This window comes from Mesorhizobium sp. M0960 (assembly GCF_040319055.1).
Taxonomy (GTDB): Bacteria; Pseudomonadota; Alphaproteobacteria; order Rhizobiales; family Rhizobiaceae; genus Mesorhizobium.
In genome coordinates, this window is record NZ_JAMYNN010000008.1 from 187,720 (window position 1) to 202,367 (window position 14,648).

The following is a 14,648-nucleotide window of genomic DNA, read 5'->3' on the forward strand; positions in this document are numbered from 1 at the left end:
GGCGGCGATTTCCTTGGCAATCGACGCTGGCGCTGCCGGTGCGGCCAGACCATTTCAGTCGTTGCAAATACATTGCAATCGCCTAATTTGGCGGCCGATGACGCCGCAGGACATCAGCAACCTGATTGTCCGGACCTCGACGAAGGACCGGGCCGCGTTCGATCTGCTCTACCGGCAGACCAGCGCGAAACTTTTCGGCGTCTGCCTTCGTGTATTGAAGGATCGGGGAGATGCAGAAGAGGCGCTTCAAGAGGTCTTCGTCAAGATATGGACGAAGGCGGACCGTTTCGCCGTTTCGGATCTGAGCCCGATCTCCTGGCTGGTGGCCATTGCGCGCAATCATGCGATCGATCGGATCAGGGCGCGGCGAGAGCCTGCCGCCTATATCGATGCCGCGCTCGACGTGGCCGATCCGGCGCCGGGGCCGGAGGCCATGGCCGTGGCGGGCGGTGAGTCCGGACGCATCTACCATTGTCTCGAGGAATTGGAGAAGGACCGGGCGGCGGCCGTCCGGGGCGCCTATCTGGATGGCAAAAGCTATGCGGAGCTGGCGGAGCGCTATGGCGTACCGCTGAACACGATGCGGACCTGGCTGCGGCGCAGCCTGTTGAAACTGAGAGAATGCCTGGAAAGATGACGCTGGCTGACGACAATGGACCGGAACGTGGGGGCGACGACCTGTTCGCCGCCGAATACGTTCTTGGCGTTCTGGCCGCCGATGAACGCGAGATCGCGTCGCGCCGCATCGATGCGGACGCCGCCTTCGCGCGCCTTGTGGATGCCTGGGAGGCGCATCTTTCGCCGATGGCCGCCACCTATCCGGAGACAGAGCCTCCGATCAGGGTCAAGGAAGCATTGGACCGCCGGCTGTTCGCTGCAGAGCCGCGCGCCGGCCTCTGGTCGAGCCTTGGCTTCTGGCGCGGTCTTGCCGCCGCCGCCATTGCGGCGCTGGCAATCTATATTGCCTTGCCTTACGTCAATCCACCGGTCGTCGAGCCGCAAACCCGGCTTGTCGCCTCGTTGGCAGCCGAAGGCAGCGATGTCAAATATCTCGTCGTCTACGACGCCGTCCGTCACGATGTCGGCCTTTCCCACGTCTCCGGCGAGCGGACCGCCGGCAAGGACTTCGAGCTGTGGATGATCGAAGGCAAGAACGCGCCGGTGTCGATGGGCGTCATCCCGGCCGGTGCGACCGCGCATCTGGCCATCCCGCCCGCCGTCCGGGAGAAATTGGCGCAAGGCGCCGTGCTTGCGGTCAGCGTCGAGCCTGCCGGCGGTTCGCCGACCGGCCAGCCGACTGGACCGGTGGTCGCAGCGGGCGATCTGAAGAGCATCTGACCGATTCTTGCTTCGGAAGAAGACCTGAAATCTATCTCTCACGAACCAAAATCATGCAAAGCTTGTCGGCGGTGACCGATTAGCACATGGAAAATTGAAGCGACACAATATTTCTTACGTGAGGACGAAACTCCGGCATTTCTGTTGCGTATCTTCTTGCGTTCCCGAACGAGGGGAACGATAACCCAAGGAGATTGAAATCATGCCTAAATTCGCCACCCTTTTGCTTGCCGGCAAGGTTGCGATTTCTGCGATCGCCACCACTGCCTATGCCCAAAATCCGATGGTCGGCGGCGCCGCCATGTATGCCCAGAAAAACATCGTCGAAAATGCTGTCAACTCGAAGGACCACACGACGCTGGTCGCTGCCGTCAAGGCAGGCGGACTGGTCGATAGGCTGCAAAGCGCTGGCCCCTTCACCGTGTTCGCGCCGACCAACGAGGCCTTTGCGGCACTTCCAGCCGGCACGGTGGAGACGCTGCTCAAGCCTGAAAACAAGGACAAGCTCGTCAAGATCCTGACTTGCCATGTCATCGGCGCCAAGGCGATGGCCGCCGACGTCGCCAAGATGGTCAAGGATGACGGTGGCACCCACAAGGTCAAGACGGTCGGTGGTTGCGAACTGTCGCTCAAGACCGACGGCGGCAAGGTCACCGTGACCGACGAGAACGGCAATGTCGCTAATGTGACGATCGCCGATGTCGAGCAGTCCAACGGCGTCATCCACGTCGTCGACAAGGTTCTCCTGCCGAAGATGTAACAAACGCACGCTGCCGGCGAAGATATCGCTAAGGGCCTCCCTGCGCACACTCCGCGCCGTTCACGCAAGTGGATAGGCGCGGAGTCCCGCTTTGAGGACAGCGATCGTCACCGGCTTTTGATTTCCGTCTGGCGGTCGAATTTGGCACAAGCAGTAACAGGAGGAATGGGCATGAACCGTCGCGAGCTTCTTTTGAGTGGTGCGGCAGCCATTGGCGTTGTCGCAGGCGCCACCGCGCTGCGCATGGGCGGAGCCCAGGATGCACGCGCGGCCGAGACTTTCGAGGTTACCAAGACCGAGGCCGAGTGGCGCGCCATCCTGTCCGACGCGGCCTTCAATGTGCTGCGCAAGGAGGGCACGGAATACCCGGGCACCAGTCCGCTGCTCAACGAGCACCGCAAAGGCATCTTCGCTTGCGCCGGCTGCGACCTGCTGGTCTATTCGTCAGAGACCAAGTTCGATTCCGGCACCGGCTGGCCGAGCTTCTGGCAGGAAATCCCCAACGCGATCGGCAAGACCGTGGACAGGTCGTTGGGCATGACCCGCACCGAGGTCCATTGTCGCCGCTGCGGTGGCCATCTCGGCCACGTCTTCGACGACGGTCCGCCGCCGACCGGGTTGCGGCATTGCATCAACGGTGTCGCCTTGACCTTCAAGCCGGCGACGGCCTGAGGATGGCTGCGCCCCTGACTTTGTCGGAGAGCGCTAGAGCATCGGACCCAAAAGTGCGAAGCGGTTTTGGGAAAATCCGATGCTCAAACAAAAAGTTGGAGCGGTGGAGTGTCCGCCGCTCCAAGACTTCGTAATGGTTGATTTTGCGCATGACCCCGAAATCGCTTTTCGGGATCATGCGCGAGGGCGCCAGGCGGGGGATCCAGCGCGCCTCAATGGCCTCCGCCACCGCCGCCCTGAGCGGCTGGCTTGCGGATCACCAGGGTGAAGAGCCCAAGCGTCGCGAACAAAACCGTCAGCATGAAGAATACGTCCATGAACGACAGCAGCGACGCCTGCTGCTGGACCATGCCTGACAGTTTGGAGATGGCCGCCTTGGAGGCGTCGAGCCCGGCGGTCTGCTCGAAGTTGAGCGTCATGTTCTGCAGCTTCTGCTGCGCAGCGGCACTTCCCCATTGCACGTGCTCGGAGAGCCTGGCGTAATGGAAGGCATTGCGGTCGATCAGCACGGTGTTGATGACTGCCAGGCCGACGGCGCCGCCGAGATTGCGGGTCAGGTTGAACAGGCCAGACGCATTCTTCAGCCGCTCCGGCGGCAAGGTTCCGAGCGCAATGTTGTTGATCGGCACCATGCAAAGCATCATCGAGCAGCCGCGCAGGATCTGCGGGATCAGCAGTTCATAGAAATCCCAGTCGGCGGTGAGATGCGTCATCCACCAGGTCCCCGTGGCGAAGCCGAAGAAGCCGATCATCATCATGATGCGCGGGTCCATCTTGTTCGACAGGATGCCGGAGATCGGCGCAGTGAAGAACATGGCCAGGCCGCTGACGAACAGCGCCTCGCCGATCATCATCGAATCGTAGCCGCGGATCCGCCCCAGGAACACCGGATAAAGATAGGTCAGACCGTAGAGGCCGATGCCGACGACGAAGGAGAACAGCGAGCCGAAGGCAAAATTGATATTGCTGAAAGCCCTCAGATCGACAATCGGCTCCTCGGCGGTGAACACGCGCCAGAAGAACAGCACCGCGCCGAAGGTCATGATGACGGCGCAGATGAACACCGCCTGATCCTGCAGCCAGTCGTTGTTGGGACCTTCCTCCAGCACATATTCCATGCAGCCCAGGAAGGCCGCCATGCCGGCAAGCCCCCACCAGTCGAACTTGCTGAACAGCTTGAGATTGGGTTTGTCGAAGTCGATCAGCGACCAGGCGGCCGTCGTCACCAGAATGCCGGGCACGACGTTGACCAGGAACAGCCAGTGCCAGGACATGGCATGGCTGATATAGCCGCCGACGGTCGGGCCGATGGTTGGCGCCAGCGTCGCCACCAGGCCGATCATCGGCGAGACGATGGCGCGACGCGACGGCGGGAAGATGGTGAAGGCGGCTGCAAAGACGCTCGGGATCATGCCGCCGCCGATGAAGCCCTGCACGGCGCGGTAGACGATCATCTGGTCGATATTGGTTGCGGTCGCCGCCAGCGCGCTGGCCGCGGTGAAACCTGCCGCCGAGATTGTGAACAGCACCCGCGTCGACAGCATCCGGCTGAGGAAGCCCGACAGCGGGATCATCACCACCTCGGCAATCAGATACGCCGTCTGCACCCACGGAATCTCGTCCGAACTGGCGCTCAGGCCCGCCTGGATCTCGGCCAGCGAGGCCGAGACGATCTGGATGTCCAGGATCGCCATGAACATGCCGAACACCATTGCCAGGAAGGCGATGACGCGGCGTGTCGAGATGTGGTCAACCGGCGCCGGCATGGCTGGCGTCGGCGCCGATCCTGCAGTTAGGGTTGCGGTCGCCATGACCTTTGCTCCCGGTTCCGCTTTACTTCGATGCCGAAGGCGCCGTGCGGCTGTCGACGGCGACGACGACGCTCAGGCCGGCGCGCAGCTTGCCCGTCTTCAGCACATCCGCGGGCACGTCGATGCGAACCGGAACGCGCTGCACCACCTTGGTGAAATTGCCTGTGGCGTTTTCCGGCGGCAGCAGCGAGAACACTGCTCCCGAAGCCGGGGCCAGCGACGACACGGTACCCTCGATGTCCTGACCGTCGATCGCGTCGACCGACACTCTGACCTTTTCACCAGGCACCAGCCGGGCAAGCTGGGTCTCCTTGAAGTTGGCGACGATGTAGAGCTTGTCCATTGGCACGATGACGGCGAGCTTCTGTCCGGGGCTGATCAGGTCGCCCTGCTCGACCGAGCGGTTGCCGACCACGCCGTCATAGGGTGCGCGCAGCACGGTGAAGGACAGATCCCGCACCGCCTTGTCGTGGGCAAGCTGCAGCGAGCCCAGCGTACTTGCCGATTCCGCCCGCTGCGCCTGGAGCACGCCGATATTCGCCTGAGCCGCCGCGATCTGCGCGTCGGCGCCGGCTAGTGCGGCATTGGCTTGCTCGACCGCCGTCTGGGCATCGTCCAACTGGGCCTGGGTACCGACGCGGGTCTTGAGCAACTGGGCGGCACGAACCTGAGCTCGCTTGGCATTATCGGCCGCGGCCTGGTCGGCGGTCTTCTGCGCCTGCGCCTGCTTGAGCGAGGCGCGCGCCGCCTCGGTCTGGGCATCGATGCGGTCGAGCGTCTTGCTCAACGTGGCGATCTGCGCCTCGGCCTGGGCAACGGCTATCTTGTAGTCACCGTCATCGACGATCAGCAGCGGGTCGCCGGCCTTCACCTGCTGGTTCTCGGTCACTTTGACCTGATCGACATAACCCGAGATTTTTGGCGAGATGAACGCGGTGTCGGCCTGGACATAGGCATCGTCGGTCGTGATCATGAAGCGCCCGTCGGTCCAGTAATCATAGCCATACCAGGCGCCGGCGCCCAGCAGGGCCAGGCCGATGATGGGCAGCAACATCGAGCGCATCGACCGCTTCTTCTTGGCGGGAGCCAGCGGGGTGACGTCGGCGGGCTTGAGAGGGGTTTCCGGCGCTTCGATCGCAGGCTGGACCTTGGCACTGGGGAAGGGGCGGACTTCGGCACTGGTGGGCGCGTTCGAGGACATGATATCTCTCTAAATTAACTGGCGCTGAATTTTGTCAGACTGAACCGTTCGGTTCGATCTCGACGTTGACTTAGCGCTTAAAGAGGACCATATCAAGAGCAATCGAACCGGATGGTTCGAATTATTTTACGAGGTGTGACATTATGGCCGAAGTCCCCAAGGCCGCTCCTTTGCCTGGTTCAGGCTCATTGCCCAGCGCTGGCAAGGACCAGTGCGATCTGCTGGACAGTCTGCCGCGCGGCCGCCCGGCCGCGGGTCAAGACCCGGTCAAGCGCAGCCAGATCATCGACGGTGCGCGCCGTGTCTTCATCGAAAAGGGCTTCGAAGCCGCGTCGATGAACGACATTACGCGCGAGGCCGGCGTGTCCAAGGGCACCATCTATGTCTACTTCGCCAACAAGGAAGAGCTCTTCGAAGCGCTGATCGAGGAAGAGCGCGGCACGATTTTCAAGAACATGTATGAGGTGCTCGACCAGATCGGCGACCTTCGCCAGACGTTGGTGAAGTTCGGCATCGTGCTGTCCATGAAGATCACTTCGGCGAGGGTCATCCTGGCGCAGCGGACGGTGATCGGCGCGTCGGAACGCATCCCGGAGCTTGGTGCCCGGTTCTACGAACGCGGCCCGAAGCGTGGCCATGACAGGGTCGTCGTTTTCCTCAACATGGCTATCGAACGCGGCCTGCTGAAGATCGACGACGTCGAGCTTGCCGCCTATCAGTTCACCGAGCTGTGTCTGGCCGGTCTTTTCCGCCAGTGCATTTTCGCCTATCGCACCAAGGCGCCAAGTGTGGCCGAGATCGAACACATCGTCAGGTCGGGCGTCGATGTGTTCCTGAAGGCCTACGGCACCGAACAGCTTGCAGAGCAGGAACGGGCCTCCAGCCCCGCCTGACAGGCTGCCAGGGTCGGTGGCCTATCCGCCATTGGCGGCGAGCACGATCGCCGCACGCAGTTCCTCGAGACCCTCGCTCTTTTCCGACGACGTGGCGAGCACGAAGGGGAAGGCCGCCGGTCGTTTCTTGATCTTCTGGAGCGTTTCCTCGACCAGTCGCGGTACCCCCGCCGCCTTGATCTTGTCGGTCTTGGTCAGCACGATCTGATACGACACCGCCGCCTTGTCGAGCAGCGACAGCACCTCGTCGTCCTTGGCCTTGATGCCATGGCGGGCGTCGATCAGCACGTAGACGCGCTTCAGCGTCACCCGGCCCTTCAGGTAGTCGAACACGAGCTTCGTCCACTCGTCGACCTTTTCCTTCGGCGCCGTGGCGTAGCCATAGCCCGGCATATCGACCAGTGCCATCGGCGGCAGATCGGCGCCTTCTCCCGAAAATCCGCCCGGCACGAAATAGTTGAGCTCTTGCGTCCGGCCCGGCGTGTTGGAGGTGCGCGCCAGCCCCTTCTGGTTGACCAGCGCGTTGATCAGCGACGATTTGCCGACATTGGAGCGGCCGGCAAAGGCGATCTCGGGTGGACCCTCCGGCGGCAGGAATTTCATCGCCGGCACGCCGCGGATGAAGATCCAGGCTCGCGTGAACAATTCGATGCCGATCGTGGTCTTGTTCAACGCGTTCAAACCGCTGCCTCCAGAAGAAAAATGTTGCTGCCACGAATGGCATCGAGATTGCGGCTGATCTTTTCCACCGGCCAGTGCCACCACGCCAGCGCCAGCAGCCGCCGGATGGTCCTGTCATCGAAGCGCATCTTCACCACCTTGGCCGGATTGCCGGCGACGATCGCATAGGCCGGCACATCGTGCGTCACCACCGACTTTGCCGCCACAATGGCGCCGTCGCCGATCTTGACGCCCGGCAGCATCACCGCTTCCATGCCGATCCAGACGTCGTTGCCGACGATTGTGTCGCCACGCACCTCCTTCGACCATGTCGCCGGGTCGAAGCCTTCTTCCCAGCCGTGGCCAAAGATATTGAACGGATAGGTCGAAAAGCCGGACATGGCGTGATTGGCGCCGTTCATGATGAAACGCGCGCCCTCGGCGAGGGCGCAGAACTTGCCGATGACCAGCCTGTCGCCGATGAACGGATAATGATGCAGCACGCATTTTTCGGCGAATTTGTCAGGTCCGTCAGGGTCGTCATAATAGGTGAAGTCGCCGATCTCGATATTAGGCGCCGTCACCAGCGGTTTCAGAAAGCCGACGCGTGTGTGCAACGGGATCGGATGCTTGATCGATGGATTGGGTCCGGTCATATCGAGCTCCGTCGAGCACCTGCCAGGCAGGTCAAAATAGCGCGATCCGTCCCGCAGTACCAATCGCTTAATCCAGGCCGGCAGCTTGTGCAAAAAGCCCCGGACGAACCGGGGCTTTCTGGTTTCGCATTATCGGAGCGCCGGCTATTCCGCCGGCGACGGTTTCTTGCGGAACAGCGCGACCAGATTGTCCCACAATTCGATCTTGGCGCCCTGCCGCTTCATGATCACGCCCTGCTGCAGGATCGACAACGTGTTGTTCCAGGCCCAGTAGATGACGAGGCCGGCCGGAAAACCCGCCATCATGAAGGTGAAGATCACAGGCATCCAGGTGAAGATTGCCGCCTGCGTCGGGTCCGGCGGCGTCGGGTTCATGCGCATCTGCAGGAACATCGTCACGCCCATGATCAGAGGCCAGACGCCGATCATCAGCATGTGCGGCAAGGTGATCGGGATCAGCCCGAACAGGTTGAAGATCGATGTCGGATCCGGCGCCGCCAGATCCTGGATCCAGCCGAAGAACGGCGCGTGCCGCATCTCGATGGTGATGTAGAGCACCTTGTAGAGCGAGAAGAACACCGGGATCTGCAACGCCACCGGCCAGCAACCGGCGAGCGGATTGATTTTCTCGGTCTTGTACAGCTCCATCATCGCCTGCTGCTGCTTCATCTTGTCGTCCGCGTATTTCTCGCGGATCTCGAGCATCTTGGGCTGCACCTTCTTCATGTTCGCCATCGACGCATAGGACTTGTTGGCGAGCGGGAAGAACAGCGCTTTGACGATGACGGTGGTGGCGAGGATCGCCAGGCCGAAATTGCCGAAGAATTTGTAAAGCGTGTCGATCAGCCAGAACATCGGCTTGGTGATGAAATAGAACCAGCCCCAGTCGATCAGCAGGTCGAACTGGCGAATATGACGGTCCTTTTCATAAGCGTTGATCGTCGAAACTTCCTTGGCGCCGGCGAATATCTCGGACTCCACGGTCGTCGATTGCCCGGGAGCGACCGTGACGGGATCGGACAGGAAATCGGACTGGTAGCTGTGCGGATGGGGCCCGCTTTTGAACTCGAAATAAGAGAATTTGGGCTGAAATTCGCGGCCGCTAGGCGGCACCAGGGTCACCGCCCAATACTTATCGGTGATGCCCAGCCAGCCGTCGGTCGACTTGCCTGGCTTGTATTCCTTGTCCGATTCGACGCTGGAGTATTTGTATTCCTGCAGGCCCTCGCTTCCGGTAACGCCGATCAGGCCCTCGTGCAGCACATAGGTGCTGGCGATGGCCGGCTTGTCGAAACGCGTAACGCGGCCATAGTTCGACAACGTCGCCGGCGCCGAGCCGCCGTTCTGAACCGTGTCGGATACGGTGAACATATATTGGCTGTCGACGGAGAAGGTGCGCTTGAAGGTCAGGCCCTTGTCGTTGGTAAAGGTCAGCGTGACCGGCGTCGCCGGTGTGAGCGTCGCCTTGCCGTCGGTCTGCCAGACCGTGTCGGGGCCGGGCAGCGTGCCCACATCCGGCGCGCCAGAAAAGCCGATCTCGGCGAAATAGCCGTTCGGCAGGGACGCCGGGTTGAGCAACGCGATCTCGGGCGAGGTCTTGTCGACCGTCTCCCTGTAATGCTTGAGCCGGAGGTCATCGAGGCGCGCACCGGTGAGGTTGATCGAACCTTCGAGGCTCGGCGTGTCGATCTTGACGCGGCTGGTCGAGGCAATCGCCTGGTCGCGGCCGGCCGGCGTCACCGCGTCGCCGCCAGGCGCGCTCGGAATGGCGCCGGGCTGTACCGGTGTTTCGCTGGCGCCCGGACTGGTGCCTTCGGCGGCCTTCTTCTGCTCCGCCACGCGCTGCTCTTCGATGCGGGCGGCTTCGCGCTGCATCTCGCTGCGCGGCATCACATAGAAATATTGCCAAAGCGCCAGGATCAGCACCGACAGTGCGATGGTGATGAAGAAGTTGCGGTTGTTTTCCATCGAAGCCCTTGGCCTATCGTGTTCCACGCAATCTGCGGGAGAGTTCGGCCTTCAACTGGCCAAACGGAGTGGTAAGCACGTCTTCGCGCCCGACGATGACATAATCATTGCCCGGCGCCATGTCATCCGCGGCATGCGTGCGCACGGCCTCTCTCAGCCGCCGCCGGATGCGGTTGCGAACGACGGCGTTGCCGACCTTCCTGGTGACGGTATAGCCGACGCGCGGCGCTTCGCAGTCGCCGCGGCCCAGAACCTCGACGAGGAAAAGCCGTCCGCGGCGCTTTTCGCCGCGGCGGACAGCCAGGAATTCCGCGCGCTTCAGAAGCCGCTTGGGATGGGGACCCGTTGGCTTGCCGGTTGCGGGCAACGATCTTGTCTCTCGCTTGGTGCTCAGGCGCTGAGACGCTTGCGGCCGCGGTTGCGGCGGGCTGCGACGACGCCGCGGCCACCCTTGGTGGCCATGCGGGCACGGAAGCCGTGCCTGCGTTTGCGGACGAGTTTGGACGGCTGGTAAGTACGCTTCATTTGTTTAAATACCGCGGGGTGCGGCCCTTCTTGATTCTGTCACTTTGTAACAGGAGCTTTGCCGGGCCGGTTTTGGCGCGATCGAAACCGCGCCGGGACGAATGGCCCGAGCGTGAGCGGGCTTATAGAAAGAAGGGTTTTGGAAGTCAATCCAGCGCGTCGGGCCGGCGTTGTCGGACCGGCAGGGAAGTCTTGCGGCCCTTTGTTCGGCTTCGACCAAGGATGAATTTGGCAAAAAAGCCGCAATCGCCTAATCTCACCCGATCAAGCGATCGTGAAGACAAGCAGTCCTTAAGACAAGCAGCCGTGATGACAGGCAGCCGTGACGACGAGCATGAGTGAAGTCCCAGCAACCGACGAAAGCATCGCCGAGGCGAAGGCCGCCACCCGCAGGGTGCCCTTGGCGCGCGGCCTGTCGACCAAGTTGCTGCTGCTCACCATCGTCTTCGTGCTCTTGGCTGAAATCCTCATCTTCGTGCCCTGGATCGCCAGTTACCGGCTGAGTTGGCTGAAGGAGAGGCTGAGTACTGCCGCTGCTGTTTCCATCGTCCTGGTGCAGGGCGAACCTGCCTCGCTGTCGCGTGCCGCCCAGAACGACGTGCTGATGGCGATCGGCGCCAAGGCGATCGCCGTGCGCGACGGCGGCGTCTCGCGGCTGCTGGTCGTGGCCGAAATGCCGCCGCAGGTGGACGAGCATATCGATATCGCCAATGTCGGCATGATCAAGGGCATGACCGGCGCGCTGGACACGCTGTTTTTCGGCGGCAAGAGGATGCTGCGCGTTTTCGGACCGGTCGGCGACAGCGACAAGGAGTTCGAGCTGATCATGCCCGACCACCGCCTGCGCAATGCCATGCTGATCTATTCGCGCAACGTCGCCTTCGTCTCGCTGCTGATTTCGCTGTTCACCGCCATGCTGGTCTACGCCGCGATAGACCTGATCATGATCGGCCCGATCAGGGCGATGACGCGCTCGATGCTGTCCTTTTCCGAGGCGCCCGACGATCCCGGTCGCATCATTCACCCCGCCGCCCGGGCCGACGAGATCGGCGTCGCCGAACGCGAGCTGTCGCAGATGCAGGAGCGGCTGCAAAAGATGCTGACCGAGCAGAAGCACCTGGCCGATCTCGGCCTGGCCGTGTCGAAGATCAACCACGACATGCGCAACATCCTTGCCTCGGCGCAGCTGATGTCGGACCGCCTGCGCCAGGTAAAGGACCCGACTGTTCAGGCCTTCGCGCCAAAACTGCTGCGCGCGCTCGATCGCGCCGTGTCCTATTCGGAAGGCGTGCTGTCCTATGGCCGCACCCAGGAGCCGCCGCCGTCGCGTCGCAGGCTGCGGCTGCGCCAGTTGGTCGAGGACGTCCAGGGCCTGCTCGACATCGAATGCGGCATCGAATTCGTCAACGCCGTCGATCCGGTGCTCGAGGTCGACGCCGATTCCGATCAGCTGTTCCGCGTGCTCACCAATCTTAGCCGCAACGCCGTGCAGGCGATGGCGGCGGACACCGAGAGCGCCGTAGTGCGCCGCCTGACCATATCGGCCGAGCGCATCGGCAGCGTCAGCCGCATCGTCGTCACCGACACCGGCCCCGGCCTGCCGCCGAAGGCGCGCGAAAACCTGTTCGCGGCGTTTCGCGGCTCGGCCCGCAGCGGCGGCACCGGCCTTGGCCTGGCGATCGCCCATGAATTGATCCGCGCCCATGGCGGCACGGTGGAGCTGGTCGAAAGCATCGGCGGCCGCACCACATTCGCCGTCACCATTCCCGACCAGCCGGTCCGGCTCGACCAAGCCCGCAACGGCCTGCGCCGCCCGGCGTAACGAACCGTTTCGTTACGGACCGTTTCAATTCGCAAATGGTTGGTCCGGGACTAAGAGTCATCGGCTCGGCCGCCGTGCAACGGCTTGTTTCGTTACGGACCGTTCCGATTGGCAAATGACCGATCCAAGACGACGACCTATCGGCTCGGCCGCCGCGTGACGCGATCTTACCTTCGCCGGCCGGCGCATGACGGCAAAACGTGACGGCAAAACTTTTGGCCAGGATCGGCTTGCTTTTCGCAAATTCAGTCGCTAGGGAACAGCTCACATTCGCGGCCGGTCGCCAGGATCGGATCGCGGGGCTATGCAAAGCATGGCCTGTTGCGCGCCCGTAGCTCAGCTGGATAGAGCACCAGACTACGAATCTGGGGGTCAGGAGTTCGAATCTCTTCGGGCGCGCCATTTGTAATGTACATCCCAATCCACCGGCATCGATGGACCGCTTAGCCGCTCATCATTGCCATCGTGGTGGCGCTTTAGCGGTTACCGGCAAATCTGCGGGATTCCCGGCGCTGAGAAACGACTTCTCCTGGGGGATGAGCCACGGCTGGTCGGCTGATGTTTAGGACCGCCTTGCATGCAGGCGACTGCATGCGCTGCCGCCGCCCGCCACGGCGGCGGCGAACTCGATCACACGTGCGTTGCCGCTATCGAGCATTCGTACTAACCTCTGCCCTTCTTGAAATCGTGCCGGGTCCTCAGGCTTGCCTTGGGAGATGCTAATGCGCGGGTTCTTGCCTTTCATTCTGTTGGTGCTTCTACACATTCCGATTGTATCGCATGCCGCCTCCATCCACGACGCCGCCATGAAGGGCGATGTCGCCGGGATCACGGCAGCTCTCGACGCTGGTGCCGGCGTCGATGAGAGCGACGGGGGCGCGACACCACTCTATCTTGCGGTTAGGGGCGGGCATTTTGCGGCGGCAAAACTGCTCATGGAACGCGGTGCCGACGTTAACGCCGCCCCGACGCCGCTTTTGGGGCCTGCGCTCATGCCGGCTTTGGCAAAACGCAGGATCGACCTGATCAATCTGTTGCTGGATGGGGGCGCAAATCCAAATTCGAAGCGCAGCCGCGAAAACGCTATCCACATCGCGGTGAATCTCGGTTGTTTCGACTGCGTGAAGGCACTCGTCGAGGCCGGCGCGGACGTGAATGCGAAGACAAAGGACGGCAAGACGCCGCTCCATCTGGCAAAATTCAAGAGGCAACGCGAAGTCGCTGACTATCTCATGTCGCACGGCGTCGTCTTGCCAACACCAGCTCCGATCTCGATGAAGGCCGAACCTACTTCACCAGCGTGTGTGCCGGTTGCCACAATGCCGCGCCACAGGGAGCGATCAAAGCGGGACCCAACTTGTGGAGCGTCGTCGGCCGCGACAAGGCGTCCGTGGCAAAAATGCGTTACTCCGACGCTTTGCTCGACTGGGAGGGTGTATGGACGTACGAGGATCTGAACAGATATCTCTTCGGACCCATGCTCACCACGCCGGGCGTTTACATGGAGACGCCTGGTGTTCCGGACGAGACCGAACGGGTCGACCTGATCGCCTACTTGCGCACACTCAGCGACAAGCCGATCCCGCTGCCCTGAACGTTAGCCCCAGGAGGGCCGCGGCCGGATTGCGCCCAACGCCGATGAGCGCTCGAATTCTGCATGGAGGTCACTTCGCTTCCCCTTGACGAATGACCGGTTGGATCCGATTTTGGCTGTTCAGGGGTGGCAAGGGACAGTTTATGGCGCGCAAGGCGGACCTTCGGCTCCGAGCGGTGATCTGAGAAATCGATAGGCGCAGCAATAACATACGAGTTCCCAGTTTCATCCTCTTCGGGCGCGCCATGAATCCAATGCACGGCCCGCCTCATGGGGCCTCTCGGGCGCGGTGAGCTCATAGCCGCCCGACTATGACCGTGACCGGCGCCGGTGGTCGGAGGGTCGCGAGGGCTGAGCGCCATCCCTGCCAAAAGAGGGGATGGTCTGCTGATGCCGACTCAGTCGGCCTGCTTGATCTCCGGACCCGGTTCAGTCGGCGGCGCTGGCGTGCAATCCTGGCCGGTGCATTCCTGCACGGGATCTTTCGCCGGCGGGAGACAGTTTTGGCCTTCACAATGAACGGGCGGCTGCACTGTTGCGGCTTTGTTGTTCGGCGGCACAGGCCGATCCTCAGCGCGAACGGTAGGCATTCCAAGGTCGATCATGGCCGTGCACAAGAGCGCAATCCGAAGCAAATTCATTTCCGCCTCCGCAACTGACAGCCAGATGCAGACTACACGTTTGACCTGCGGCCAACATCCTGTCACCCGCGAACGGCGTTAACAGCGCGTTTCATTGCTGGCCAGCA

Annotated in this window: 14 protein-coding genes, 1 tRNA gene and 1 pseudogene; 9 read left to right on the forward strand and 7 right to left on the reverse strand. The window is 62.1% G+C overall.

What is annotated here, in order from left to right; translation table 11 throughout:
* The first annotated feature begins 97 nt into the window (after nt 1–97).
* The 4 genes from NKH63_RS17280 (at nt 98) to msrB (ending at nt 2,770) form a co-directional block, all read left to right on the forward strand.
* Nucleotides 98–637: a sigma-70 family RNA polymerase sigma factor gene (locus NKH63_RS17280; protein WP_352918207.1), complete on the forward strand. Its 540-nt coding sequence runs from the start codon at nt 98–100 to the stop codon at nt 635–637.
* Nucleotides 634–1,338 carry an anti-sigma factor gene (locus NKH63_RS17285; protein WP_352918246.1) on the forward strand — a complete coding sequence of 235 codons (705 nt, stop codon included), beginning with the start codon at nt 634–636 and terminating at the stop codon, nt 1,336–1,338. The genes NKH63_RS17280 and NKH63_RS17285 overlap by 4 nt, the downstream gene beginning before the upstream one ends.
* A 202-nt stretch (nt 1,339–1,540) precedes the next feature.
* A complete protein-coding gene (locus NKH63_RS17290) occupies nt 1,541–2,098 on the forward strand; it encodes a fasciclin domain-containing protein (RefSeq protein WP_352918209.1) in 558 nt (185 codons plus the stop codon).
* A gap of 171 nt (nt 2,099–2,269) precedes the next feature.
* Entirely contained in the window at nt 2,270–2,770 is a 501-nt protein-coding gene (msrB, locus tag NKH63_RS17295; protein WP_352918211.1) for a peptide-methionine (R)-S-oxide reductase MsrB, read from the forward strand.
* 212 nt (nt 2,771–2,982) lie between these two features.
* Here msrB and NKH63_RS17300 read toward each other — a convergent pair whose 3' ends face one another.
* Both NKH63_RS17300 and NKH63_RS17305 read right to left on the reverse strand, forming a co-directional pair.
* On the reverse strand, nt 2,983–4,536 hold the full coding sequence (locus tag NKH63_RS17300) for a DHA2 family efflux MFS transporter permease subunit (RefSeq protein WP_352588947.1): 1,554 nt from the start codon (nt 4,534–4,536) through the stop codon (nt 2,983–2,985).
* A 67-nt stretch (nt 4,537–4,603) separates the two neighbouring features.
* Complete coding sequence (locus NKH63_RS17305) at nt 4,604–5,782, reverse strand: HlyD family secretion protein (RefSeq protein WP_352539957.1); 1,179 nt, start codon at nt 5,780–5,782, stop codon at nt 4,604–4,606.
* Between the two features lie 143 nt (nt 5,783–5,925).
* Here NKH63_RS17305 and NKH63_RS17310 point away from each other — a divergent pair, with 143 nt between their 5' ends.
* Entirely contained in the window at nt 5,926–6,675 is a 750-nt protein-coding gene (locus NKH63_RS17310) for a TetR/AcrR family transcriptional regulator (RefSeq protein ID WP_352640278.1), read from the forward strand.
* Between the two features lie 21 nt (nt 6,676–6,696).
* Here NKH63_RS17310 and yihA read toward each other — a convergent pair whose 3' ends face one another.
* The 5 genes from yihA to rpmH form a co-directional block, all read right to left on the reverse strand.
* Entirely contained in the window at nt 6,697–7,356 is a 660-nt protein-coding gene (yihA, locus tag NKH63_RS17315; RefSeq protein WP_352472343.1) for a ribosome biogenesis GTP-binding protein YihA/YsxC, read from the reverse strand.
* Nucleotides 7,353–7,991, reverse strand: coding sequence for a CatB-related O-acetyltransferase (locus NKH63_RS17320; protein WP_352591267.1), 639 nt, complete (start codon nt 7,989–7,991; stop codon nt 7,353–7,355). Before NKH63_RS17320 ends, yihA begins: the two co-directional genes overlap by 4 nt.
* A 144-nt stretch (nt 7,992–8,135) precedes the next feature.
* Nucleotides 8,136–9,959 (reverse strand): membrane protein insertase YidC, encoded by a 1,824-nt coding sequence (yidC, locus tag NKH63_RS17325; RefSeq protein WP_023718215.1) that lies wholly within the window; start codon nt 9,957–9,959, stop codon nt 8,136–8,138.
* A gap of 13 nt (nt 9,960–9,972) precedes the next feature.
* Nucleotides 9,973–10,326: a ribonuclease P protein component gene (rnpA, locus tag NKH63_RS17330; protein ID WP_023718216.1), complete on the reverse strand. Its 354-nt coding sequence runs from the start codon at nt 10,324–10,326 to the stop codon at nt 9,973–9,975.
* 23 nt (nt 10,327–10,349) lie between these two features.
* Nucleotides 10,350–10,484, reverse strand: a complete 135-nt coding sequence (rpmH, locus tag NKH63_RS17335; protein WP_008833937.1) for a 50S ribosomal protein L34 — start codon at nt 10,482–10,484, stop codon at nt 10,350–10,352.
* Between the two features lie 334 nt (nt 10,485–10,818).
* Here rpmH and NKH63_RS17340 point away from each other — a divergent pair, with 334 nt between their 5' ends.
* From NKH63_RS17340 to NKH63_RS17355, 4 genes and pseudogenes are all read left to right on the forward strand, one after another.
* Nucleotides 10,819–12,306 carry an ATP-binding protein gene (locus tag NKH63_RS17340; RefSeq protein ID WP_352918213.1) on the forward strand — a complete coding sequence of 496 codons (1,488 nt, stop codon included), beginning with the start codon at nt 10,819–10,821 and terminating at the stop codon, nt 12,304–12,306.
* Between the two features lie 325 nt (nt 12,307–12,631).
* Nucleotides 12,632–12,708: transfer RNA gene (locus NKH63_RS17345), tRNA-Arg, on the forward strand.
* 404 nt (nt 12,709–13,112) lie between these two features.
* A pseudogene (locus NKH63_RS17350) lies at nt 13,113–13,517 on the forward strand (ankyrin repeat domain-containing protein); the annotation flags it as partial.
* Nucleotides 13,518–13,606: 89 nt separating this feature from the next.
* Entirely contained in the window at nt 13,607–13,900 is a 294-nt protein-coding gene (locus NKH63_RS17355) for a c-type cytochrome (protein ID WP_352918215.1), read from the forward strand.
* Nucleotides 13,901–14,648: the final 748 nt, after the last annotated feature.

Coding starts and splice junctions, on each gene's coding strand:
- NKH63_RS17285 (WP_352918246.1), top strand. CDS start 634: ATGACGCTGGCTGACGACAATGGACCGGAACGTGGGGGCGACGACCTG.
- msrB (WP_352918211.1), top strand. CDS start 2,270: ATGAACCGTCGCGAGCTTCTTTTGAGTGGTGCGGCAGCCATTGGCGTT.
- NKH63_RS17280 (WP_352918207.1), top strand. CDS start 98: ATGACGCCGCAGGACATCAGCAACCTGATTGTCCGGACCTCGACGAAG.
- NKH63_RS17310 (WP_352640278.1), top strand. CDS start 5,926: ATGGCCGAAGTCCCCAAGGCCGCTCCTTTGCCTGGTTCAGGCTCATTG.
- yidC (WP_023718215.1), bottom strand. CDS start 9,959: ATGGAAAACAACCGCAACTTCTTCATCACCATCGCACTGTCGGTGCTG.
- NKH63_RS17300 (WP_352588947.1), bottom strand. CDS start 4,536: ATGCCGGCGCCGGTTGACCACATCTCGACACGCCGCGTCATCGCCTTC.
- NKH63_RS17290 (WP_352918209.1), top strand. CDS start 1,541: ATGCCTAAATTCGCCACCCTTTTGCTTGCCGGCAAGGTTGCGATTTCT.
- NKH63_RS17305 (WP_352539957.1), bottom strand. CDS start 5,782: ATGTCCTCGAACGCGCCCACCAGTGCCGAAGTCCGCCCCTTCCCCAGT.
- NKH63_RS17340 (WP_352918213.1), top strand. CDS start 10,819: ATGAGTGAAGTCCCAGCAACCGACGAAAGCATCGCCGAGGCGAAGGCC.
- NKH63_RS17320 (WP_352591267.1), bottom strand. CDS start 7,991: ATGACCGGACCCAATCCATCGATCAAGCATCCGATCCCGTTGCACACA.
- rpmH (WP_008833937.1), bottom strand. CDS start 10,484: ATGAAGCGTACTTACCAGCCGTCCAAACTCGTCCGCAAACGCAGGCAC.